Source organism: Actinoplanes oblitus (assembly GCF_030252345.1).
GTDB classification, from domain to species: domain Bacteria; phylum Actinomycetota; class Actinomycetes; order Mycobacteriales; family Micromonosporaceae; genus Actinoplanes; species Actinoplanes oblitus.
In genome coordinates this window covers 6,321,048-6,342,363 of record NZ_CP126980.1, presented here as the reverse complement: position 1 = coordinate 6,342,363, position 21,316 = coordinate 6,321,048, and the positions used below count along the sequence as shown (strand labels likewise).

Below are 21,316 nucleotides of genomic sequence, written 5' to 3'. Positions count from 1 at the left end.
CTGTGGCTCGTCTGTTCCGGGTCTGAGAGCCGTGTCTCTTAGCGATTCCTTACGTTTCCGGTGGTCCAGGTCTTAGGTGAGGTGCCGAATCTTGGGGGCATGACAGCGACAGCCGTGCCCACCCGGGCGCCCCGCACCCGCCCGTCCGCCACGCCGCGCTGGTACGCCGACGTGGGCGGCTCGATCGCGGCGCTCAGCCTCCTGGTGGTGGTGGCGCTCTGGGTCAGCGACGGCGGCGTCCGGCAGGTCGTCACCCTGTCCGCCTGGGGACGGCTGACCGGGCTGCTCGCCTCCGACCTGATGCTGCTCCAGGTGCTGCTGATGGCCCGGATCCCCCTGGTGGAGCGGGCGTTCGGGCAGGACCGGCTGGCGCGGTGGCACCGGTGGGCCGGGTTCGGCTCGTTCTGGCTGATGGTGGTGCACATCGTGACGATCACCGGTCTGCTCACCGAGCTCTGGGACATGATCTGGAACTACCCCGGGATGTTGCTCGCCGCCGCGGGGACCCTGGCGCTGGTCATGGTGGTGGTGACGTCGATCCGGGCCGCTCGGCGCAAGCTTCGGTACGAGTCGTGGCACCTGCTGCACCTGTACGCGTACCTCGGGGTCGGGCTGGCCCTGCCGCATCAGCTCTGGACCGGCACGGACTTCACCGGCTCGACGGCCGCCACGGTGTACTGGTGGACGCTGTACGGGGTGTCCGCGGGCGCGGTGCTGGCGTACCGGGTGGGGTTGCCCGCCTGGCGCAACTGGCGGCACCGGCTGGTGGTGACCCGGGTGGTGTCCGAAGGGCCCGGGCTGACCTCGGTGTACCTGCGCGGGGAACGGCTCGGGGAGCTGCCGGTGCGGGCCGGGCAGTTCTTCCAGTGGCGGTTCCTGGACGGAGCGGGGTGGAGCCGGGCCAACCCGTACTCGCTCTCCGCCACGCCGCACGGCGATCAGCTCCGGATCACCGTGAAGAACCTCGGGGACGGCAGCTCCCGGGTGGCCGGGCTGCGGCCGGGAACGCGGGTGCTGTTCGAGGGGCCGTACGGGAAGCTGACCGGGGAGACCTACACCGGTGGGCCGGTGGTGATGGTGGCCTGCGGGATCGGCGTCACACCGCTGCTGTCGCTGCTCGGCGAACTGCCCTACCGGCCCGGCGAGGCGACGCTGATCTACCGGGCGCGCGGCGAGGCGGAGCTGGCCTTCCGGTCGGAGCTGGAGTGGTTCGCCCAGCACCGCGGGGTGCGGGTGGTGACGCTGCTCGGGCCGCGCGCCGACCGCCCCGGTTGGCTGCCGGCCGGTCTGGCCGGGCACCGGGACGCCGAGACGTTGCGGCAGCTGGTGCCCCGGATCGCCGATTCCCATCTGTACGTCTGTGGGCCGCGGGCGTGGGCCGCGTCGGTGCGGGGCGCCGCGCTGGAGGCCGGGGTCGCCGCCGACCGCCTGCACACCGAACTCTTCTCCTGGTAAGGAATCCGATGCGTCGTATCACTCTGTGGCTGCTTTCCACCGTTGCCGTGCTCGTGCTCCTGTTCAGCTATCGGACCAGCACCAATGGCGCTGAGCCGGTGGCGGCGGTGGCGCCCGTCTCCGGCGGTTCCGACTCCTCTTCCTCCAGTGGGAAGAACTACACCGGCTCGACGGTGTCGACCCGGTGGGGTGACGTGCAGGTGGAGATCACCGTGGCCGGCGGCAAGATCACGCAGGTCACCGTGCCGGTCTACCCGACCGGGAACCACAAGGACCAGGAGATCAACGCGTACGCCATCCCGACGCTCGTGCGGGAGACCCTGGACGCGCAGAGCGCCGACATCGACACGGTCTCCGGGGCCACCGTGACCAGCGACGGATATCTGCGGTCGCTGCAGTCCGCGCTCGACGCCGCGCACCTGGGCTGATCGTTGCCGGGGGGTGCTGGCAGGGTGGAGAGCATGCGGATCCTGGTGGTGGAGGACGATGCGGCGGTGCGTGACTCGCTGGCGCGCACGCTGCGCTTCGAGGGCTATCAGGTGGAGATCGCCGGCGACGGGCTGCAGGCCCTCGACGCGGTCCGCGCCGGTGAGCCGGACGCGCTGATCCTGGACGTGAGCATGCCGCGGATGGACGGCCTGGAGGCCTGCCGCCGGCTGCGCGCCGACGGCGTCTTCCTGCCGGTGCTGATGCTCACCGCCCGCGACAGCGTCGGCGACCGGGTCGCCGGCCTGGACGCCGGCGCCGATGACTACCTGGTCAAACCGTTCGCCCTGCAGGAGCTGCTGGCCCGGATCCGCGCGCTGCTGCGCCGCTCGGCGCTGGCCACGCCACCCGGCACGATCCCCGGCGAGGCGGAGGCGGGCGAGTGGCTGGGGTTCTCCGACGTACGCCTCCACCCCCGCACCCGGGAGGTCCAGCGAGGCGGCCGGGCGGTGCGGCTGACCCGCACCGAGTTCGACATCCTCGAGGCGTTCCTGCGGCACCCGCGCCAGGTGCTGAGCCGGGCCGCCCTGTTCGAGCAGGTCTGGGGTTACGACTTCGGCGAGCAGTCCAACAGCCTGCACGTCTACCTGGGTTATCTGCGGCGCAAGCTGGAGGCGCAGGGGGAGCCGCGGCTGCTGCACACCGTGCGCGGAGTCGGCTTCGTCCTGCGGGAGGAGCCGTTGTGAGCGCTTCTGGTCATCGGTCTCGTCCTGCGGGCGGGGCTGTGGGGGAGGGGTGGCGGTGAGGTTCGGGCCGGTTCGGTGGTGGCGGGCGCGCACCCTGCACGCGCGGCTGTCGCTGCTGGTCACGGTCGCGGTCGGGGCGGCCATGGTGGCTGTCGCGGGCGGCGCGTGGGTGGCGGTCCGGGAGATCCAGCGACATCAGGTCGCCCTCGAGCTGAGCAACGACGCGGCGTCGATCGCCGCCAACCCGGAGCAGTGGCTGGCGACCGAGTCGTCCCGCACCCGGGAGTGGCCGGCCACCGGCGCCGGCGGATTCGGCGGGCACGGTGACGGCGGCGGTGGGCGAGGCCCGGGGCGGGACGGCTGGCGGCACGGCGAGATCGGCCCGTGCTGGCAGATCCTCGACGCCACCGGCGCGCCGTCCGGCGGCAGCCGCACCACGCTGCCGGTGACCGACTCCGCCAGGCGGATCGCCGCCGGCTCCGCACGGCAGCCGGTGCGGGAGACCATCACGCTCGGCACCGACGACTACCTCATGCTGACCGTGCCCCTGGCCGGCGGCGGCGCGGTCCAGGTCGGGATGGACTCCGACCCCAGCGAGCGGGTGCTCACCGCGTTCGCGCTGCTGCTCGCCCTCGGGTGCGCCGCCGGGATCGCCGGTGCGGCATTCCTCGGGCGTACCGTCGCCCGGGCCGGCCTGGCCCCGGTCGAGCGGCTCACCTCAGCGGTCGAGGACGTCGCCGTCACCCAGGACCTGGACCATCCGATCGACGTGCACGGCGTCGACGAGATCGCCCGCCTGGGCCGCTCGGTGAACGCGATGCTCGCCGCCATCGACGCGTCCCGCCGCGCCCAGCGCACCCTGGTCGAGGACGCCGGCCACGAGCTGCGCACCCCGCTGACCAGCATCCGGACCAACGTCGAGCTGCTCCTGGAGCTGGAACGCCGTCCCGAGCTGGCCCACCGGCTGCCCCCGGAGGAGCGGGCCGAGCTGCTCGCCGACCTGGACGCCCAGGTGCGCGAGCTGGCCACCCTCACCACCGAGCTGGTCGAACTCTCCCGGGAGGAGGCGACCCGGGAGACCGTCGAGCCGGTCGAGCTGGCCGACGTGGTCGCCGCCGCGGTGGCCCGGGTCCGGATCCGCGTCCCGGGGCTGACCTATGACACCGGCCTGACGCCCGCCATCGTCGCCGGCCGCCCCGGCGAACTGGAGCGCATGGTGGTGAACGTGCTGGACAACGCCGCGAAATGGAGCCCGCCCGGCGGCACCGTCCGGATCCGCCTGACCACCGCGGACTCGCACCAGGTCGCCGATCGCGGCGCCGGCCCCGGGCCGGGAGCCGGCCTCGGTCCGGGCGAGTCCGGCTGGGCGCTGCTCACCGTCGCCGACAGTGGTCCGGGCATCGCGGCGGAGGACCTGCCGCACGTCTTCGACCGCTTCTACCGCGCGACCGCCGCCCGCTCGATGCCGGGCTCCGGTCTGGGCCTGGCCATCGTGGCCCAGACCGCCGCCCAGCACGGCGGCACGGTCACCGCCGCGCCGGGCGAGCAGGGCGGGACGGTGGTGACCATCCGCCTGCCCGTCTCCGACGCGGCCGGCGGGACGGAGTGACGGCGGTGACCGGGTCAGACCCCGCCGAGGTAGTCCATGGAGCGGAGGGCTTCGATGACGCTGGCGATGTGCTCGCGCATGGCCGCCTCGGCGGTCTTGGCGTCGTGGTCGCGGATCGCCGCGATGATGCGTTCGTGCTGGGGGAGTGAGGCCTGTGGGCGGCCCGGCAGCAGGGACAGCATGTACTGGTGGCGGACCAGCTGGCCGCGGAGCGTCTCGACGATCCGGTCGGCGGTCCGGTGGCCGGCGATCCGGCGGATCAGGGCGTGCAGGCGGACGTTGAGGTCGCTGTAACGACGGTACTCACCGGCCTCGACGGCGCGGCGCATCAGCAGGCCGATCTCGTCGAGCTCGGTGGCCTGCTCGGGGGTGACCCGCTCGGCGGCCCGGGCGGCGATCAGCCCCTCCACCACCATCCGGACCTCGGTGATCTCCACGGCCTCGGCCATCGACACCTTGCGGACCTGGGCCCCCCGGTTGCGCTGCACCTCGACCAGACCCTCGGCGGCCAGGTCCTGCAGGGCCGCGCGCACGTTGAACCGGCTCGCCAGCAACCGCTCGCAGAGCTGCGCCTCGACCAGGCGCTCGCCGGGCAGATACTCGCCGCGCAGAATGGCGTCGCGCAGGGTGTCGCGGGCCTGGGCCGCCGAACTGGGGGCGGCGACGCGCGCCGCTCGCCGGTCGGTGTCGTGCTCGGACGCCATGTGTACTCGTCGTCTCCCTGTCGATGCCGCTGCCGGACTCCTCATCATGCCTGAGCGGCGCCGATCCGCGCAGTGGCGGGTGGATCGACGTCCGCAGCCTCGCCGCGCGGGCCGGCGTCGTCTTCCCTCCACCAGTTCGGCTCACATAGGCTCGCCGCGGCGTGGGCGCAATACCCGGCCGCGGAGGGGGAGCGCGGTCGCATCGCGTGGGCGTACCGGAAACCGGGTCATCGGTGCGGGCGGCGGTGCGGTTCGATACCAGGGTCGAGGGCGATACCCGTCCGACCTGACCGGGAGGCGAGAGAGTGATGGCTGACGAGACCATCGGGATCGTGGGAGCCGGCATCGTCGGCCTGGCGATCGGCCGGGAGATCACCCTCCGGCGGCCGGGCACCAGGGTGGTCGTGCTGGAGAAGGAGGACGCGGTCGCCCGGCACCAGACCGGCCACAACTCCGGGGTGGTGCACGCCGGCATCTACTACCCGCCGGGCAGCCTCAAGGCGCGGCTGTGCACCCGCGGGCGGTCGCTGCTCAAGGAGTACTGCCAGGAGCGGAGCATCGCCTACGACGAGTGCGGCAAGCTGGTGGTCGCGGTCCGGGCCGACGAGCTGGGGCGCCTGGACGACCTGGAGAAGCGGGCGCGGGAGAACGCCGTACCCGGAATGCGCCGGGTCGACGCGGCCGGCATCCGCGAGATCGAACCGCACGCCGCCGGCCTCGCCGCGTTGCATTCGCCGGAGACGGCGATCACCGACTTCCCGGGCGTCGCCCGGGCCTTCGCCGACGACATCGCCGCCGCCGGGGGAGAGGTCCGCGTCAACTGGCCGGTCGACAGGATCGCGACGTACGCCGGCAAGACCGAAGTGGCATCGGGCGAGCGTCGCCTGGTCGTCGACCGGCTGATCGTCTGCGCCGGCATCCACAGTGACCGGGTCGCCAGGCTGGCCGGCGACCGGCAGGAGCCGATCATCATCCCGTTCCGCGGCGAGTACATGCGGGTCAAGCCGGCCAAGGCGGACCTGGTCCGCGGCATGATCTACCCGGTACCGGACCCGCGCTACCCGTTCCTCGGGGTGCACTTCACCCGCCGGGTCACCGGGGTGGTCGAGGTCGGCCCGAACGCGGTGCTGGCCACCGCCCGGGAGGGCTACCGGCGTTCCGACTTCTCCCTCGCGGACCTGGCCGCGCTGGCCGCCTGGCCGGGTGCGTGGCGGATGGCGAGGCGGCACTGGCGTACCGGGGTCAAGGAGGTCCGCGGCTCGCTCTCCCGGCGGCGCTACATGGCCGAGGCGATGCGGTACGTCCCGGAGATCGGGGCGGCCGACGTGGTCCGGGCCGGCGCCGGGGTGCGTGCCCAGGCGCTGGACCGGGACGGCAGCCTGGTCGACGACTTCCGCATCCACCGGATGGGCGCGGTCACCGCCGTACGCAACGCCCCGTCACCCGCGGCGACCTCCTCCCTGGCGATCGCCGAGCACGTCGTCGGTGCGATCTTCGACTAGGCCGCGTTTCGGAGTCCGGCCGCAGCCCCGGCCGGACTCCGGAACACGGCCTACGCCCCGGCGGGTGCGACCTCGGCGGCACGCCGGCGAGCGGCCGGAACGACCAGCGGCGTCCCGGTCTCCGGGTCGTCGATCACCCGGCAGGGCAGCCCGAAGACCTCCTCGACCAGCGTCGCGGTGAGCACCTCGGCCGGTCGTCCGGCGCCGGCCACCTTCCCGCCGCGCATCGCGATCAGGTGGGTCGCGTAGCGGGCCGCCTGGTTCAGGTCGTGCAGCACCGCGACCAGCGTCCGGCCCTGCCGCTCGTGCAGGTCGGCGCACAGGTCCAGCACCTCGATCTGGTGGGCGATGTCCAGGAACGTGGTCGGCTCGTCCAGCAGCAGCAGCGGCGTCTGCTGCGCCAGCGCCATCGCGATCCACACCCGCTGCCGCTGCCCGCCGGAGAGTTCGTCGACGTTCCGGTCGGCCAGGTCGGCCACCCCGGTGGCCGCCATCGACTCGGTGACCACCCGCTCGTCCTCCGCCGACCACCGGCGCAGGATGCCCTGGTGCGGGTACCGGCCCCGGGCGACCAGCTCGGACACCGAGATCCCGTCCGGCGCTGCCGACGACTGCGGCAGCAGCCCGAGCGTCCTGGCGACGGTACGCGTGGGCAGCGAGTGCACGTCGTTCCCGTCCAGCAGCACCGTCCCCGCCGCCGGCTTGAGCAGCCGGGACAGTGCCCGCAGCAGCGTCGACTTGCCGCACGCGTTGGGACCGATGATCACGGTGAACGAGCCGTCCGGGATCTCGACGCTCAGCTCCTCGGCGATGACCCGCTTGTCGTAGGCGAGGGTCATCCCGATGCCGCTCAGTCGGCTCATCTCTGGTCTCCTGTGGTCAGCGTGATCTTCGGACGTGCTCATCAGATCCGGCCCGCCCGGCGCTCGGTGGTGAGCAGCCAGACCAGGTACGCCCCGCCCAGCAGCCCGGTGACCACCCCCACCGGGATCGGATAGCCGGAGTGCGTGGCCAGCCAGTCCGCGCCCACGGTGAGCAGCGCGCCGACTGCCATCGACGGCAGCAGGTTCGGGCCGGGGGCGCGGGTGAGGCGCTTGGCGATGTTCGGCGCGATCAGCGCGACGAAGTTGACCGGCCCGGCGGCTGCCGCGGCGAACGCCACCACCACGGCGGCCAGCAGCAGCGAGCCGTTGCGCAGCCGGTTGACCGGGACGCCGAGCGCGGCCGCGATGTCGTCACCCATCTCCAGCATCCGCAGGCCCGGCCCGCAGAGCAGAACCAGCACCGGTACGGCGATCAGCAGCACCACCAGCAGCGGCAGCGCCTCCTCCCAGCCGCGGCCGTCGAAGCTGCCGGTCAGCCAGAGCATCGCCCGCGCGCTCTCCATCCGCACGCCCTTGGTCAGCAGGTAGCCGACGATCCCGTTGAGGACGGCCGTCATCCCGATGCCGATCAGGATGAACCGGTGACCGCGCAGCCCGCGGCGCCCGCCGATCAGCTGGATCACCAGCGCGGTGCCGACGCCGCCGGCCACCGCGGCGAGCGAGAGCTGGGTGCTGCTGCCGCCGAGGATCACCACGGTCAGCGCCGCCGCGCCGGCGCCGCTGGTGATGCCGAGGATGTCCGGGCTGCCCAGCGGGTTGCGGGTGACCGACTGGAAGACCGCGCCGGCGGCGGCCAGGGCCAGGCCGACCAGGATCGCGGTGATCACCCGGGGCAGGCGCAGCTCGTTGACGATGAACGTCTGTGCCGCGTCGCCCTGGCCGGCCAGGGCCTTGACCACGTCGCCGGGGGCGATCGGGAAGTCGCCGGTGCCCAGGGTGAGCACCGCGACGGCGGCCATGGCGAGCAGCGCGCCACCGCCGACCAGTGCGGCGCGGGGCCGGGTGGTGATCATTTCGCTACTCGCACGAGGTAGAGGAACAGGGGACCGCCGAGGACCGCGGTGACCACGCCGACCTGCAGTTCGCCGGGGCTGCCGAGGACCCGGCCGAGCACGTCGGCACCGACCAGCAGCACCGGCGCGAGCACCATCGTGTACGGCAGCAGCCAGCGCAGGTCGGGACCGGTGAGCGGGCGGACCAGGTGCGGGATGAGCAGGCCGACGAAGACGATCGGGCCGCACGCCGCGGTGGCCGCGCCGCAGAGCAGGGTGACCGCGACGATCACCAGGCCGCGGATCACGCCGGGCCGGGCGCCGAGCGCGCGGGCGGCGTCGTCGCCGAGCGACAGCGCGTTCAGCGGGCGGGCGGTGGCCAGCGCGATCAGCACGCCGGCCAGGATGAACGGGGTGACCAGGCGCAGCGTGGCGAAGTCGGCGCTGGCCAGCGAGCCGACAGTCCAGAACCGCATCTTCTCGATCGACGCGGTGTCGGCCAGCGTCACCGCGCTCACGTAGCCGTAGAGCGCGGCGTTCAGCGCGGCGCCGGCCAGCGCCAGCCGGGCCGGGGTGGCCGCGCGGCCGCCGCCGACCGCGTAGACCAGCGCGGTGACGACCGCCGCACCGCCCAGCGCGAACCACACCCAGCCGCCGAAGGTGCCGATCCCGAGGAACGCGGCAGCGCTGGCCACCGCCGCCGAGGCACCGGCGTTGATGCCGAGCAGGCCGGGGTCGGCGAGCGGGTTGCGGGTCAGGGCCTGCATGATCGCGCCGGCCAGGCCCAGGGCCAGGCCGACGACCAGGCCGAGCAGCGTACGCGGCAGCCGCATCTCGTGGACGATCCGGTAGTACGGCGAACCGGTGTCCACCAGCCCGGCCCAGACCTCGCCGGGGGACAGGAACCGCGCGCCGGAGCCGATCCCGAGGACCAGCACGGCGGCGAGCACCGCGACCGCGATCAGCAGCCCGGCCGGCCGGGCGCTGACCCGCCGGCCGGGGCGGATGTCGATGGTGGACAGTGTGGGGCTCCCGTCGGCTGCCGGTGCATCCTGTTGACGCGCGTTCGGTTCGTTAGGTTAGCCTAACCATTCACGCGGTCGAGCGACCGGTGTGTTGCCTTGCGAAAGATGTGAACATGTCTTATTCCTCCCTTCCCCTGTCCCGTCGTGGCCTGCTCGCCGCCGGCGGCGCCGCTACCCTGGGCGCCGTGCTGAGCGCGTGTGGCGGCAAGAAGGACGACGCGTCCTCGCCGGCCACCTCCGCCGCCGCTGCCGGTCCCTGGACGTTCACCGACGACCAGCCGAAGGAGCTGACGGCCGGCAAGACCCCGTCGAGGATCGTCGCCTTCACCGGCACCGCCGCCGCGCTGGCCGACCTGGGCCTGCAGGACAAGATCGTGGGCGTCTTCGGCGAGACCAAGAAGGCCGACGGCACCGCCGAGGCGCAGGCCGGTGACCTGGACATCAACAAGGTCCAGATCGTCGGCAACGCGTGGGGCCAGTTCTCCGTGGAGAAGTACGCCGCGCTCACCCCGGACCTGCTGGTCACCCACATGTTCGACCCGGGGGCCTACTGGTACGTGCCGGACGAGTCCAAGGACAAGGTGCTCGCCGTCGCCCCGTCGAACGCCTTGATCAACGTCGGGCGGGTCCCGCTGAACAAGCCGATCGAGCGGTACGCCGAGCTGGCCAAGTCGCTGGGCGCCGACCTCGGCGCGCCGAAGGTCACCGAGGCCAAGGCCCGCTTCGAGAAGGCGGCCGCCGACCTGACCGCCGCGGCCAAGGCGTCCGGCGGGATCAAGGTGCTGTTCGGCTCCGGTGCCGCTGACGTCTTCTACGTCTCCAGCGCCGCGGTCAGCTCCGACCTGATGTACTTCAAGGAGCTCGGCGTCGACCTGGTCATGCCCGAGGTCAAGGGTGCCGACTACTTCGAGACGCTGAGCTGGGAGAACGCCGACAAGTACCAGGCGGACATCATCTTCCTGGACGCCCGTCCCGGCATCATGCAGCCGAAGGACCTGGCCAGCAAGCCGGCCTGGAACGCGCTGCCCGCCGTCAAGGCCAACCAGGTCTTCCCGTGGCAGGCCGTGCCGATCTACTCCTGGCACCACGCGGCGCCGCTGATCGAGGCGATCACCACCGCGATCAAGAAGTCCAAGAAGCTCGCCTGACGGCCGGGAACCGCCGCTCGCGTCAGGCGCGGGCGGCGGACCGCGTCACGAACTCGCCCGACCAGTGCAGGGCGCCGAGATCGGCCAGGTAGCGCACGTGGGCCATGGTCTCGGCGACCGCGCCGACCCGCATCGGCCCGATCTCCTCCCACCGGCGGGACCAGGTCAGGCTCGCCGCGACCTGCCAGATGGTCGGCCGCTCCAGCCGCTCGACGGCCGCGACGATCTCCGCGCAGCGCTCGTCGTGGTGGGCGCGCAGCTGCCGGGCCCGGGTGCCGATGCCGCGGAACCGGTACTCGTGCGCCGGGAACGCCTCCAGCTCGTCGTAGGCCGCGACCCGCTCCAGCGACTCCAGAAAGGACTCCAGCGGGGAGGACCCGGGACGCTGCAAGCCGATGTTCGGACTGATCCGGGGCAGCAGGTGGTCGCCGGTCAGCAGCACGCCGGCGGCCGGCTCCAGCAGGCAGATGTGGCCGGGCGTGTGCCCCGGGGTCCACACGGTGGTCACCGTGCGCCCGGCCAGCGGGATCGGGTCGCCGTCGTCGAGCAGCACGTCCGGCTGGGCCGCGGCGGTCATCCGGTGCTTGCCGATGGTGCCGGCCAGCGCCGCGATCTCCTCCTCCGGCACGTGGTGCGCCCGCAGCCAGTCGGCCGGCGAGCCGCTCGGATTCAGCGCGTCGCGCTCGGCCGGGTGCATGGCCACCCAGGCGCCGGACTCCTGCAGCGCTCGGGACAGGCCGTGGTGGTCCGCGTGCACGTGGGTGACCACCACGCCGAGCACGTCGGCCTGGGTGGCGCCGGCCGCGACCAGACCGGCCCGCAGCGCGGCCCAGCCCTCGTCGCTGGCCCAGCCGGGATCGACGACGACCAGGCCGTCGTCGCCGGGGATCAGGTAGGACAGCGTGTAGCGCAGCGGATTGTGCGGGATCGGCACCGGCACCGACCAGATGCCCCCGGCCAGCCGCTCCACCGGCGGCAGGACCCGGGCCCGCCACGCCTCACGCTGAGCGACACCGGTCACGACGATCTCGTCGCCGGCCGCACGGGTCACCGGTGCCATCCGAACCCCATTTCCTAGACGACTTTGGTCTAGGAAGCCGACCCTATACTGGCCAAGATCCGTCCAGCAACGGGAGCCCGCCCGATGTCACCAACCCCACAAGGCCCGGTCGGGCGCCCCCGCGACCCGGAGGTCGACGAGCGCATCACCCGAGCCGCCGCCGAGGTCTTCGGCGAGAACGGCTGGCACCGCTTCACCATCGACACCGTCGCCCGCCGGGCCGGCGTCGGCAAGGCCTCCATCTACCTCCGCTGGCCCAACAAGGAAGCCCTGCTGGCCGCCGCGCTGGCCGCCCGGCTGAACGGCATCGAGGACATCGATACCGGTTCGGTGCGCGCCGACCTGATCAGCCTCGCCCGCCAGGTCCAGCGCTCCTACCTGGGCGAGTCCGGCCGGGCCGCCCTCCAGCTGCGCATCGACGCGCAGCGGGTCCCGGAAGTCCGCGACCACCTGCACCGCCTCCAGGAGTCCCAGGTCCTGGCCGCCCGAGCCATCGTCCGCCGGGCCATCGCCCGCGGCGAACTCCCCCCGGAGACCAGCGTCACCCTCCTGCTGGACTGCGTCTGCGGCGGCGTGATGAACCACGTCCTGGCCACCCCGCCCCACCTCCGCGACCAGGTGGCCGCCGGCGCCGACGACTACGCCCGCGCCCTGGTGGACTTCGTCCTCGTCTCGGCTTCCCCCCGATAACCCCGATTTCGTACGATCTCGCCCTCCCGCAACCGCAGCTGCCCCTCCCGTGGCTACGCGCGCTGTGGTCCCGGCTCACGACCGCGACGCACCGCCGGGCCGAGTCCGTGCGCACGGCCGCGAGGCCGCTGCCGCTCACGGCGGCGACGCGCCGCCGGGCCGGTTCGTGCACCGGCCGCGAGGCCCGTCCGACCCACGACCGCGGCGCGCCGCCGGTCCCGGCTGGTGCTCATGGCCCTCTCCGGGCCGTTGAGACCACCGTGGGGGCCAGCCCGGGTGGCTCGTCGACGGCGGCGCGGGCGTGGGGTCAACCGGTGGGGCGATCCTTCTTGGGGAGGGAAGCCACCACCGCCTCGTAGGAGGCGTCGACGGCCTCGCGGATCTCGTCGGCCGGGATGGCGCCCCGCAGCCGGAGTGTGTTCCAGCCGTGCCGGCCGATGTAGGCGCTGGCGGTGGCGTCCTCCGGGTACCGGACCAGCCACTCGTCGGCCAGGTCACGGCCCTTGCCGCACTTCACGCCGACGGTGGTGCCGGTGCTCCCGAGAAAGGCGAAGATCTTCGGGCCGACCTTGACCACGACGTCGTTCTCCCATGGTTCGTCCCGCCAGGCGCCCGGCTTGGCGAGACAGTGCCGCAACAGTTCATCCCCGTCCATGACGCAGTGGATACGCCATCGCGCCCGCCGGGGCAACCCACCGCGCGCCGGGCGCCGGGCCCGCCGCCAGGAAAATCGCTTGCCCGGTGCCGGCGGGGCCGGTGGGGTGGCCCGATGAGCGACGAAACGGAGTTCGACCTGGGACCCGTCCCGCACCGCCCGCCGATCGCCGCGGAGCTGGTGCGCCGGCTGGTCGCCACGCAGTTCCCGGAGTGGGCCGGCCTCCCGGTGCGCGAGGTCGCCACCCCCGGCTGGGACAACCGCACCTTCCACCTGGGCGACGAGATGCTGGTCCGGCTGCCCAGCGCCGGGGAGTACGCCGGTGCCGTCGCCAAGGAGCAGCGCTGGCTACCCGTCCTGGCCCGGCAGTTGCCGCTGCCGATCCCGGCCCCGCTCGCCGAGGGGCTGCCGTCGGCGGACTACCCGCACCCGTGGTCGGTCTACCGCTGGCTCGACGGGGAGCCGGCCGCCACCGCGACGATCGCCGACACCGATGCCTTCGCTGTGGCGATCGCCGACTTCCTCCTCGCGCTGCAGCAGATCGACGCCGCCGGCGGGCCGCCGCCCGGCCAGCACAACTGGTTTCGCGGCGGCCCGCTGCGCACCTATGACGCCCAGATGCGGTCGGCCGCTCCCGGCTTTCCCGACGGCGACCGGCTGCTGGCGATCTGGGCGGAGGCGCTGGCCGCGAGGTGGACCGGGAAGCCGGTCTGGTTCCACGGCGACGTGGCGCCCGGCAACCTGCTGGTCCGGGACGGGAAGCTGAGCGCGGTGATCGACTTCGGCACGTCCGGGGTCGGCGATCCGGCGTGCGACCTGGTGATCGCGTGGACCTTCCTGCCGCCGGCCAGCCGCCGCGTCTTCCGCGAGCGGCTGGCCGTGGACCCGGGGACCTGGGCGCGGGGCCGGGGCTGGGCGGTGTGGAAGGCCGCGATCACCGACGACCGGGTGGTGCTGGACGCGCTGCTCGGCGACGAGTGAGCGCCGCCCGGCGAGGGACGCGCCGGCCGGTGCGGGACGGGAGGCCGGGCCGGCGCACGGCGGACCGGCGTACCGTGAATCGGTCCTATTCCGTCGCCGTGTAAGCGGCGAACGTCGCCGCGGCCCGCCTGTCCACATCGGCCGGGTCGGTGCCGAGAGCCAGGTCGGCGGCTGCCCACGCGTCGCTGCTGAGCTTCATGAACCGCTTGCCGTCGGCGGACACCATCCACGCCATCGCGGCGTCCTTGTCGAGCGGGACGTCCGGCGCGGCGAGGTGGTTGGCCAGGCCCCAGACGGCCATGTCCCAGCCGATCCCGACCGCGCCCGGCCCGAACCTGTCCCAGTGCTCGTCGATCGGCGCGGTGTGCTCCAGCTCGAACCGGGTGCGCCCGTCGCCCTCCGGCGTGAGGCGGACCTCGACCCAGCTGACCTGCCCGCCGAACTCCCAGGTGGCGGCGACCGACAGCGGCTTGTCGCAGCGGGTGATGGTGCCGCCGGCCTGGCCCTCGAACTGGTACTTCCCGCCCTCGCGCAGGTCACCGGAGACCGGCAGGAACCAGCGGGCGATGCGTTCCGGGTTCGACACCACGTCCCACATGTCGTCGAGGTCGGTGTCGTAGACCTGGCTGATGGTCAGCACCCGGGCCGCACCGGCCTCCAGGATCCTGTCGCCGAGGGTCCGCCGGACGTTGTTGATCTGCTCGGTCACGTCGATCATTCGCTGCTCCTTCGCTGCTCCTGAAGCCATCGGATGCGGCCGGGTTCACCGAAGCGGCCACCGGCCGGGCCGGGTCGTGCCGCATGCGGCCGCTAGCCGGGCCGGGTCTCGTCGGATGCGGCCAGGCGCCGCAGTCTCTTGCCGCGGGCGACCTCGGTGGCCATCGCGGCGAGGTGCGGCGTCCAGAACCGGCGGAACCGGCTCAGCCACGCGTCCGCCTCGCGCAGCGCGGTGTCGTCGACCGTGTAGAGCCGCCGGGCGCCGTCCGGCCGGACGGTGGCGAAACCGTTGTCCCGCAGCACCTTGAGATGCTGCGACACGGCGGGCTGGGAGATGCCGAACTCGGCACGGATCACCGTGGTCACCGCGCCGGACGACTGCTCGCCGTCGGCGAGCAACTCCAGGATGCGACGCCGCACCGGGTCCCCAAGCACATCGAACGCATGCACGGCGTGAGCCTATCACTAGATACTTATATAAGGCTGAATTTTTATGCGCTTCGCCCTGGAACCCGAAAACCGGGCCGGGGTAGGGTCCCGGCCCGGTTCGAGTGGTCCGCACGCAGGGGAGGGCGGACCAGAGATCAGAAGTCGTCGGCGGTGCGGATCCGGGAGCGGATCAGCTGGCCCGACGCGGTGAGCGGAGCGGTGCCGGCGAAGGTGCCGGCGGAGCAGGCGCCGGGCTTCAGGATCGAGCTGCCCTCGCTCTTGTCGCCGAAGTTCCAGTTGGCGTAACTGATCTTCAGCTTGTCGAGCAGGTCGAGCCAGGCGGTGGTGCCGGCCGTGTCGACAGCGCCGTCGCCGCTGGCGCTGACCGTGCCGAACTCGGTGACGAACAGCGGCAGCGAGGCGGCCGCCTTCTGCACCTCGGCCCGGTAGTCGTCCCGGTGCGACGCCGCGTAGAAGTGGAACGCGTACATCACGTTCGACGCGTTCACCGGGTTGCTGACGATCTCGGCGGACGACGAGCCCTCGGAGACGCCCAGCGAGGACCAGCCGCGGGTGCCGACCACCACGATGCCGTCCGGGTCGTTCGCCCGGATCACCGGGATGACCTGCTCGGCGTAGCTCTTGATGGTGGCCCAGCTGACGCCGTTCGGCTCGTTGGCGATCTCGTAGATCACGTTCTTCTTGTCCGCGTTGCGGGCGGCCACCTTGGCGAAGAACTCCTTGGCCCGGCCGAGGTTGAAGCTCGGGTCACCGGGGTTGAGGACGTGGAAGTCGATCAGGGCGTACATGCCGCGCGCCTCGGCCTGGTCGACCAGGCTGTTCACCTTGCCGGTCAAGCCGCTCGGGTCGGACTCGTAGCCGCCCTCCTGCACGTACATCGCGATCCGGAACAGGTCGGCGTTCCAGTCGGTGGCGAGGGCGTCCAGTGCCGCGCCGGTGTAGCAGCTGGGGAACCAGTGGATGCCGTGGCTGCTCACGCCGCGCAGCTGGATCTTCTTGCCGGCCGCGTTGCACAGGTTGACGCCGCAGACCTTGAGCTGCCCGTTGACGGCCAGCGGGGTGCCGCCCGTCGCGGTCCTGGTCGGCGTGGGCGACGCGGTGGTCGCGGTCGGCGACGCGGTGCTCGGCTTCGGCGAGGTGGTCGGCGACACGGTGGGCGACGCGGTCGTCGCGGTGGGGGTCGCGGTGCCCGGCGTCGCGGCCGGCGAGCTGGTGGCCGGCGTGCCGGTCAGCCCGGTGCACGCCTGCCCGTTGACGGTGCACGCCGTCGGGCGGCCGGTGCCGTTGACGATGAAGCCGAAGCTCGTCGCGGCGCCCCCGGCGATCGAGGCGTTCCAGCCGGCCGGGGTGAAGGTGAAGGTCTGGCCCGAAGCGGCGAGGGTGGTGTTCCAGGACTGACCGATCGTCGACCCGGCCGGGAGGGTGAGCTCGACCTTCCACCTGTCGATCTTCGAGGAGGACGGGTTGCTGACCGTGATCTCGCCCTGGTATCCCGAGTTCCACGAGTTCGTCACCGTGAACGAGGCCGCTTCGGCGCTCGCCGGCAGCGCGAAGAACGCCACAGCGGAAACGGCGGCCGCGGCGAACGCCGCGGCCAGGATGGTCTTTACACTACGCTTCAACGCTGCGTCACCTTCGGGGGGAGGGGGATTTGGGAGCGCTCCCATAACGGGTGACGACTGTAACCCGCCCCTAGGTACGTGTAAACACGGGTGGTGGATCAATCACATCGCCACGGCCGGCGCGGCCGCGGCTGATGCGGAGAGCGGGGGACCTCGGCGGCCGCCAGGGCCACCGCCGTCGCTGCCACCTTGGCGTCCCGGAGATCGGCCGGGTCCCGGGTGGCCTGGTGACGCAGCAGCAGCGCCTGCCACCGCCGCCGCCGGGCGCGCACCGCCAGCTCGGTGCCGGGCTCGGCCACCAGCACCATGCAGCCGGCCGCGTCGACCAGCGCGTCCCAGTCGCCGAGCGCGCCGGTGTGCTCGGCGCGCTCCTGGAGCAGATCGAAGAGGACCCCCCACCCGATCACCAGGTCGGGATGCCCTGGTGGGGCCTCATGTAACAGCCGGTAGATCTCGTCAATGGCGTGCTGGAGGCCGCGGGGGTGCCCCGGTGCCGCCGTGAACGCCACGACGAGGGCCGTGTGGATGAACTCCTCGTCGCTCATAACCAAACGGTAGACGTGGATACCGGCGGGTCAAGCCCTATGTAGATTATTCGGCGGGGGTGGGCTCCGGGCGTGGGCGGGTCGCGTCGTGGTGGCCGGACAGCTCGCTTCCGGACAGCCGGGCCGCCGCCGCGTGATCACCAACGGTGATGTCGACCGGATCGGCCGGGGCGAAATCGGCCACCGTCGGGTGGCCGGCGCGCCGGCCCGGGGCGGGCCGGACGTGGCGGCCCGGTGCGCACGCATTCCGCAAGATCGATGGCTGGTTCATACTGATCTCGCTCGGATGAACGCGGGACGCGGGGACCACACGGATGAATCAGCACGACGAGAGCGATCCGATCGCGCAGCTCCAGGACTGGGCGCGCAAGACCGAGCGCAAGGTGCGGTGGGGGCGCCGGGTCCGGCTGCTCCGCCACCTGATTCCGCTGCTCCTGGCGGCCGTGCTGATCGCCGCGGTGGTCCCGGCGGTGCGGTGGGCGCTCAGCGACGACGACACCCCGGCCGCGCGACCGGGCGTGCCGGACGGCGTCACCGCGACCACTACCACCAGCGCCGCGCCGACCAGCCCGTTCGAGGGCACGGCCGCGGCGCACTATCCGATCGGGGCGGCCGGGATCACCCTGCCGCCGGCCAAGGCGGTCACCGGGTTCAGCGCGGCCGAGGTCGCCGTGGCGCTCGCCAAGGTCCGGACCGCGCTGATCCTCGCCCGGCTGGACCACGACATGATCGTCGACCATCGGACGAGCGGGTTCCTGCGGTTGCTGGCCCCGGGCGCGCGTGCCCGATTCGAGAAGTCGGTGCGCGACAAGACCTTCACCAACGTACTGACCTGGATCGACCCGGCGGTCAAGCTGGATCCGCGGAACGAGCCGCGGGTCAGTGGGCGGGTCACCTACGAGTCGGTGATGGACGGCCGCACCCGAGTCCTGCGGGTGACCACCAACTTCGTCTGGGTCTACGCGTTCCAGGGCGAGTTCGCCTACCGGCCGCTCGCCGTCGAGCACGACCAGGTCGACTGGAACTTCGTGCAGGACGAGACGGTGCGGCGGAGCGATCGCGGGATGTGGGTCGGCGCGACCCGGTCCTACAGTGCCTGGGTCGACTGTGCCGCGGGGAAGAAGGGGCTGCTGGCGCCGACGCCGAAGGGCATCGGGGGCACCGCGCTGCCGGACACCGAGGACCCCGACCAGCTGGCGAAGCCGGAGCATCCGCTGGACATCGGCGACGACTGCGCCTGATGAGAATCGCGGGTGGACCGTTTCTCCGGTTGGCCCGAGTCGTGCGGCAGAATGTTTCAGATGAGCGACGGTACAGAGTGGACAGACATTCGGCCGGGGGACTCCGATGACGTACCGGCCGTGATGGATCTGCTCGACGGGGCGGTGCGGTGGCTGACCGCCCGCGGCCGGCCCGGCCAGTGGGGTACCGCGCCGCTGTCCGAGAGCCGCCGGCTCACCACGCTCATCTCCGGGATCGCCGCCGACGGTGGCCTGCACCTGGCGGTCCGCGGGGAGGACGTGGTCGGCGCGCTCGGCATCGGCCAGCCGCCGTCCTACGTGGACCCGGCCCCGGAGCCGGAGCTCTACGTCGTGCTGCTGGTGACCGACCGGGAGTACGCCGGCCAGGGCCTCGGCCGCCGGCTGCTGGCGTACGCCCGACGGCTCGCGGTGGCCTCGGGCGCCGGGCTGCTGCGCGTCGACTGTTACGCCGGGGACGACCGGGCACTGGTCCGGTACTACGAACGCCAGGGTTTCACCCCCACCCAGCAGTTCACCGTCCCGCAGCCCGGCCGCGAGCCGTGGCCGGGTCAGGTCCTGGAGCAGCAGCTCGGCTGACCCGGGGCGTCAGCCCTCCAGGATCCGTTTGAGCCTGGCCAGGTCGGCGGCGACCGCCGCGGCGTCCCTGTCGAACTCCTCGTCGGTCATCCCGGCGGCCCGCCGGACGGTGAACACCACCTCGGCGTGCTCCCCGTCGGCCAGCACCCGGAACGGGACGTGGACGATCCCGCCGCCGGGCAGCAGCACCTCGTGGTCGAGAACCCCGAAGTCGTTGCGCGGGACGAAGACCACCTCGGCCGCTCCGCCGCCCGGCACGTCGACCAGCCAGCGGCCGTCCTCGAGGCGCACCGAGCTGCCCAGGCCGGGTGCCCAGTGCGCGAGGTTGGCCGGGTCGGCGGCGTATGCGTACACCACCCGGGCCGGTCGATCGATGTGCTCGGTCACATGCCGGGACTCGGTGGCCATCGACGCATCATGCCACGCGAACTCCCGGCGGTGACCCGGATCGCGGCGCGGCGGTCCTCGTGGTCGCGCGGGTCCGATGGTGCGGCCGTGCTCGTTCTCGCGCGGGTCCGATGGTGGGTCCGTGCCTGTTCTCGCGCGGGTCCGATGGTGCGGCCGTGCTCGTTCTCGCGTGGGCGGTGGCGGGAGGTCAGGTGCGGCCGCGGCGGCCCCGTCTGATCCCGCCCGACGCGGGCAGCGGCGCGGTCAGGTGTTCCGGCCAGGTGACCCGCACGGTTCCCCGCGCCTGCCACTCGACGGTCAGCTCGGTCAGGAGCCGGACCGCGTCCTCGACATGGTCGTCGGTCCACGGGAACGGCCCGGTGCCGAGGCTGCGCCACGCGTCCCGGACCATCGCCGGCGTCTTGTCGGCGCTCCCGTCCTCGACCGCCCGGTGCACCACCCCGGCCAGCAGCTCCGCCATCGTCAGCGTGTCCCGATGCGCGTCCAGGAGCCGCTTGCTGCGCGCCGCCGCGTCATGGCGTGGCTTGCCGCCGACCACCCGCATGTTGCTGAAGACCCCGCCACCGGCGATCGCGCCGAACACACCACCGGACATCTCCAGCGCGCGTTCCGTGGCGTAGTGCGCGAGATCGTGCGGAACCTTGTGCTTGCGGTCGTACCCGGGAAGCTGCAACGAGACGCCGTCAGCCCGGTGCACGGTCGCCACTGTCGATCCGGTAGCACCGCGGACGAACACAACGTGCATGGCCGCATCCTCCCACCGAACCCACCCACCCGGAATCCTCCGACGGTGATGACTTCCCCCGGGCGGCCGCTTCCCGCACGGCACGCTTTTCCCATTCCCACCCATTTCCGGTACGCCTGGAGCCCTCCCGGACGGCTGCCGAAGTACTGCGGATCGCGAGTGCTGGCCGGTACCCGGGGCGCGCGGCGGGCGGCGTACCGGAAAGCGGCGGACCGGGGGTGGTGCGGATCGTGAGTGGTCAGCGGGCCGGGGTGGTGGCGGCGACCAGGAGGTGGGCGCTGGCCGGGACCAGCTCGGGCTCGGTGCTGAACAAGCGGGCCAGGCGTAGCGCGCCCTCGAAGGTGGCCTCGGCGTGCGGGCCGGGCAGCGCCGCCTCGGCAGCCGACCAGCCCGGGCCCTCGACGCCGTGGACCACGACGTCGGTGAGGCCGGCTTCGTGGCATTCCGCCGTCAGCTCGGCGACGTGGTGGAAGTAGGCGTGGGTGAAGCCGATGGAGGCGTCGTTGGCACCGTTGGTGAGCAGGCGTTCGGCGTCGCGCAGCACGTGGTCGCCGAAGCGGGCGGTGGCCAGCATGTCGATCGGACCGGCGAAGCGGCTGATCGCCGCGGCCAGGATCGGGCCACCGGGCCGGGTCACCCGGATCGCCTCGCGCAGAGCGCGCACCCGGTCGGCGGGTTCGTGCAGGTGGTAGAGCGGTCCGAGGAGCAGCGTGGCGTCCTGCGAGTCGTCCGGTTCGGGCAGCTCCCGGGCATCCCCGACGACCGCGTCGACGGGCGGGTCGCCGGCCCGCGCCTGCGCCACGTGACCGGGGACGAGGTCGACCAGGCGCACCCGGTAGCCGTCGGCGAGCAGTTCGCGCGCGTAGGCGCCGGGGCCACCGCCGACGTCGAGGACCTTCGCGGGAGCCGCCGGCAGCAGCTCGCGCAGCAGTTCGAGGGTGCGTATCCGCTCCAGCCGGGACTGCGGGCGCCGGTGCAGCCGGGTCGCTTCCTCGTAGCGGTCCTGGTAGAAGGTGACGATCTCGTGCGTCGCTTGATCCATTCCGGAATCCTCGCGGGCCGCGTCGCCGCTCGGCGACCCTATTTCGGGCCCTTTTCGGTACGGCGATGTCCG

Annotated in this window: 23 protein-coding genes; 10 read left to right on the top strand and 13 right to left on the bottom strand. The window is 72.8% G+C overall.

The window, feature by feature from the left end:
• Positions 1-99: 99 nt before the first annotated feature.
• From Actob_RS28595 to Actob_RS28580, 4 genes are read left to right on the top strand one after another with little or no spacing between them, the layout of a single operon-like run.
• Entirely contained in the window at positions 100-1,455 is a 1,356-nt protein-coding gene (locus Actob_RS28595) for a ferredoxin reductase family protein (protein WP_284914940.1), read from the top strand.
• An 8-nt stretch (positions 1,456-1,463) separates the two neighbouring features.
• Complete coding sequence (locus Actob_RS28590; protein WP_284914939.1) at positions 1,464-1,883, top strand: FMN-binding protein; 420 nt, start codon at positions 1,464-1,466, stop codon at positions 1,881-1,883.
• A 33-nt stretch (positions 1,884-1,916) separates the two neighbouring features.
• On the top strand, positions 1,917-2,627 hold the full coding sequence (locus Actob_RS28585; RefSeq protein WP_284914938.1) for a response regulator transcription factor: 711 nt from the start codon (positions 1,917-1,919) through the stop codon (positions 2,625-2,627).
• A gap of 55 nt (positions 2,628-2,682) precedes the next feature.
• Positions 2,683-4,236 (top strand): HAMP domain-containing sensor histidine kinase, encoded by a 1,554-nt coding sequence (locus Actob_RS28580; protein ID WP_284914937.1) that lies wholly within the window; start codon positions 2,683-2,685, stop codon positions 4,234-4,236.
• A gap of 14 nt (positions 4,237-4,250) precedes the next feature.
• On the opposite strand, the gene Actob_RS28575 is transcribed toward Actob_RS28580, so the two are convergent.
• Positions 4,251-4,940: a GntR family transcriptional regulator gene (locus Actob_RS28575; protein ID WP_284914936.1), complete on the bottom strand. Its 690-nt coding sequence runs from the start codon at positions 4,938-4,940 to the stop codon at positions 4,251-4,253.
• A gap of 308 nt (positions 4,941-5,248) precedes the next feature.
• Here Actob_RS28575 and lhgO point away from each other — a divergent pair, with 308 nt between their 5' ends.
• The gene (gene lhgO / locus Actob_RS28570) at positions 5,249-6,442 is read left to right on the top strand and encodes an L-2-hydroxyglutarate oxidase (protein WP_284914935.1); all 1,194 of its coding nucleotides are present in this window, start codon (positions 5,249-5,251) and stop codon (positions 6,440-6,442) included.
• Positions 6,443-6,492: 50 nt separating this feature from the next.
• Here lhgO and Actob_RS28565 read toward each other — a convergent pair whose 3' ends face one another.
• The 3 genes from Actob_RS28565 to Actob_RS28555 all read right to left on the bottom strand — a co-directional run bounded on the left by Actob_RS28565 (position 6,493) and on the right by Actob_RS28555 (position 9,325).
• Positions 6,493-7,281 (bottom strand): ABC transporter ATP-binding protein, encoded by a 789-nt coding sequence (locus tag Actob_RS28565; protein ID WP_407653722.1) that lies wholly within the window; start codon positions 7,279-7,281, stop codon positions 6,493-6,495.
• Between the two features lie 65 nt (positions 7,282-7,346).
• A complete protein-coding gene (locus Actob_RS28560) occupies positions 7,347-8,339 on the bottom strand; it encodes a FecCD family ABC transporter permease (RefSeq protein ID WP_284914933.1) in 993 nt (330 codons plus the stop codon).
• Positions 8,336-9,325 (bottom strand): FecCD family ABC transporter permease, encoded by a 990-nt coding sequence (locus tag Actob_RS28555; RefSeq protein ID WP_407653721.1) that lies wholly within the window; start codon positions 9,323-9,325, stop codon positions 8,336-8,338. Before Actob_RS28555 ends, Actob_RS28560 begins: the two co-directional genes overlap by 4 nt.
• A 131-nt stretch (positions 9,326-9,456) precedes the next feature.
• Between Actob_RS28555 and Actob_RS28550 the strand changes: the two genes are divergently transcribed.
• Positions 9,457-10,491 carry an ABC transporter substrate-binding protein gene (locus tag Actob_RS28550; RefSeq protein WP_284914931.1) on the top strand — a complete coding sequence of 345 codons (1,035 nt, stop codon included), beginning with the start codon at positions 9,457-9,459 and terminating at the stop codon, positions 10,489-10,491.
• Positions 10,492-10,513: 22 nt separating this feature from the next.
• Here Actob_RS28550 and Actob_RS28545 read toward each other — a convergent pair whose 3' ends face one another.
• Positions 10,514-11,551: an MBL fold metallo-hydrolase gene (locus tag Actob_RS28545; RefSeq protein ID WP_284914930.1), complete on the bottom strand. Its 1,038-nt coding sequence runs from the start codon at positions 11,549-11,551 to the stop codon at positions 10,514-10,516.
• Positions 11,552-11,635: 84 nt separating this feature from the next.
• Here Actob_RS28545 and Actob_RS28540 point away from each other — a divergent pair, with 84 nt between their 5' ends.
• The gene (locus tag Actob_RS28540; protein WP_284914929.1) at positions 11,636-12,241 is read left to right on the top strand and encodes a TetR/AcrR family transcriptional regulator; all 606 of its coding nucleotides are present in this window, start codon (positions 11,636-11,638) and stop codon (positions 12,239-12,241) included.
• 307 nt (positions 12,242-12,548) lie between these two features.
• Here Actob_RS28540 and Actob_RS28535 read toward each other — a convergent pair whose 3' ends face one another.
• Positions 12,549-12,896, bottom strand: coding sequence for an MmcQ/YjbR family DNA-binding protein (locus tag Actob_RS28535; RefSeq protein WP_284914928.1), 348 nt, complete (start codon positions 12,894-12,896; stop codon positions 12,549-12,551).
• A gap of 114 nt (positions 12,897-13,010) precedes the next feature.
• Between Actob_RS28535 and Actob_RS28530 the strand changes: the two genes are divergently transcribed.
• Positions 13,011-13,877 (top strand): aminoglycoside phosphotransferase family protein, encoded by an 867-nt coding sequence (locus Actob_RS28530; protein ID WP_284914927.1) that lies wholly within the window; start codon positions 13,011-13,013, stop codon positions 13,875-13,877.
• Between the two features lie 85 nt (positions 13,878-13,962).
• On the opposite strand, the gene Actob_RS28525 is transcribed toward Actob_RS28530, so the two are convergent.
• From Actob_RS28525 to Actob_RS28510, 4 genes are all read right to left on the bottom strand, one after another.
• The gene (locus tag Actob_RS28525) at positions 13,963-14,595 is read right to left on the bottom strand and encodes an SRPBCC family protein (protein WP_284914926.1); all 633 of its coding nucleotides are present in this window, start codon (positions 14,593-14,595) and stop codon (positions 13,963-13,965) included.
• A gap of 92 nt (positions 14,596-14,687) precedes the next feature.
• Positions 14,688-15,044 (bottom strand): ArsR/SmtB family transcription factor, encoded by a 357-nt coding sequence (locus tag Actob_RS28520; RefSeq protein ID WP_284914925.1) that lies wholly within the window; start codon positions 15,042-15,044, stop codon positions 14,688-14,690.
• Positions 15,045-15,178: 134 nt separating this feature from the next.
• Entirely contained in the window at positions 15,179-16,666 is a 1,488-nt protein-coding gene (locus Actob_RS28515) for a cellulase family glycosylhydrolase (protein WP_284914924.1), read from the bottom strand.
• 98 nt (positions 16,667-16,764) lie between these two features.
• Entirely contained in the window at positions 16,765-17,211 is a 447-nt protein-coding gene (locus tag Actob_RS28510) for a hypothetical protein (RefSeq protein ID WP_284914923.1), read from the bottom strand.
• Positions 17,212-17,525: 314 nt separating this feature from the next.
• On the opposite strand from Actob_RS28510, the gene Actob_RS28505 reads away from it, so the two are divergent.
• Both Actob_RS28505 and Actob_RS28500 read left to right on the top strand, forming a co-directional pair.
• Positions 17,526-18,452: a hypothetical protein gene (locus Actob_RS28505; protein ID WP_284914922.1), complete on the top strand. Its 927-nt coding sequence runs from the start codon at positions 17,526-17,528 to the stop codon at positions 18,450-18,452.
• 60 nt (positions 18,453-18,512) lie between these two features.
• A complete protein-coding gene (locus tag Actob_RS28500) occupies positions 18,513-19,049 on the top strand; it encodes a GNAT family N-acetyltransferase (RefSeq protein ID WP_284914921.1) in 537 nt (178 codons plus the stop codon).
• Positions 19,050-19,058: 9 nt separating this feature from the next.
• On the opposite strand, the gene Actob_RS28495 is transcribed toward Actob_RS28500, so the two are convergent.
• The 3 genes from Actob_RS28495 to Actob_RS28485 all read right to left on the bottom strand — a co-directional run bounded on the left by Actob_RS28495 (position 19,059) and on the right by Actob_RS28485 (position 21,244).
• The gene (locus tag Actob_RS28495) at positions 19,059-19,457 is read right to left on the bottom strand and encodes an SRPBCC family protein (RefSeq protein ID WP_284914920.1); all 399 of its coding nucleotides are present in this window, start codon (positions 19,455-19,457) and stop codon (positions 19,059-19,061) included.
• Positions 19,458-19,644: 187 nt separating this feature from the next.
• Positions 19,645-20,202 (bottom strand): hypothetical protein, encoded by a 558-nt coding sequence (locus Actob_RS28490; RefSeq protein WP_284914919.1) that lies wholly within the window; start codon positions 20,200-20,202, stop codon positions 19,645-19,647.
• 238 nt (positions 20,203-20,440) lie between these two features.
• Positions 20,441-21,244, bottom strand: coding sequence for a class I SAM-dependent methyltransferase (locus tag Actob_RS28485; RefSeq protein WP_284914918.1), 804 nt, complete (start codon positions 21,242-21,244; stop codon positions 20,441-20,443).
• Positions 21,245-21,316 lie beyond the last annotated feature (72 nt).

Bases quoted from the DNA above. Each gene is read 5' to 3' on its own strand.
- Actob_RS28595 (WP_284914940.1), top strand. From the start codon at position 100: ATGACAGCGACAGCCGTGCCCACCCGGGCGCCCCGCACCCGCCCGTCC.
- Actob_RS28590 (WP_284914939.1), top strand. From the start codon at position 1,464: ATGCGTCGTATCACTCTGTGGCTGCTTTCCACCGTTGCCGTGCTCGTG.
- Actob_RS28585 (WP_284914938.1), top strand. From the start codon at position 1,917: ATGCGGATCCTGGTGGTGGAGGACGATGCGGCGGTGCGTGACTCGCTG.
- Actob_RS28575 (WP_284914936.1), bottom strand. From the start codon at position 4,940: ATGGCGTCCGAGCACGACACCGACCGGCGAGCGGCGCGCGTCGCCGCC.
- lhgO (WP_284914935.1), top strand. From the start codon at position 5,249: ATGGCTGACGAGACCATCGGGATCGTGGGAGCCGGCATCGTCGGCCTG.
- Actob_RS28565 (WP_407653722.1), bottom strand. From the start codon at position 7,281: ATGACCCTCGCCTACGACAAGCGGGTCATCGCCGAGGAGCTGAGCGTC.
- Actob_RS28560 (WP_284914933.1), bottom strand. From the start codon at position 8,339: ATGATCACCACCCGGCCCCGCGCCGCACTGGTCGGCGGTGGCGCGCTG.
- Actob_RS28550 (WP_284914931.1), top strand. From the start codon at position 9,457: ATGTCTTATTCCTCCCTTCCCCTGTCCCGTCGTGGCCTGCTCGCCGCC.
- Actob_RS28545 (WP_284914930.1), bottom strand. From the start codon at position 11,551: ATGGCACCGGTGACCCGTGCGGCCGGCGACGAGATCGTCGTGACCGGT.
- Actob_RS28540 (WP_284914929.1), top strand. From the start codon at position 11,636: ATGTCACCAACCCCACAAGGCCCGGTCGGGCGCCCCCGCGACCCGGAG.
- Actob_RS28535 (WP_284914928.1), bottom strand. From the start codon at position 12,896: ATGGACGGGGATGAACTGTTGCGGCACTGTCTCGCCAAGCCGGGCGCC.
- Actob_RS28530 (WP_284914927.1), top strand. From the start codon at position 13,011: ATGAGCGACGAAACGGAGTTCGACCTGGGACCCGTCCCGCACCGCCCG.
- Actob_RS28525 (WP_284914926.1), bottom strand. From the start codon at position 14,595: ATGATCGACGTGACCGAGCAGATCAACAACGTCCGGCGGACCCTCGGC.
- Actob_RS28510 (WP_284914923.1), bottom strand. From the start codon at position 17,211: ATGAGCGACGAGGAGTTCATCCACACGGCCCTCGTCGTGGCGTTCACG.
- Actob_RS28505 (WP_284914922.1), top strand. From the start codon at position 17,526: ATGAATCAGCACGACGAGAGCGATCCGATCGCGCAGCTCCAGGACTGG.
- Actob_RS28500 (WP_284914921.1), top strand. From the start codon at position 18,513: ATGAGCGACGGTACAGAGTGGACAGACATTCGGCCGGGGGACTCCGAT.
- Actob_RS28495 (WP_284914920.1), bottom strand. From the start codon at position 19,457: ATGGCCACCGAGTCCCGGCATGTGACCGAGCACATCGATCGACCGGCC.
- Actob_RS28490 (WP_284914919.1), bottom strand. From the start codon at position 20,202: ATGCACGTTGTGTTCGTCCGCGGTGCTACCGGATCGACAGTGGCGACC.
- Actob_RS28485 (WP_284914918.1), bottom strand. From the start codon at position 21,244: ATGGATCAAGCGACGCACGAGATCGTCACCTTCTACCAGGACCGCTAC.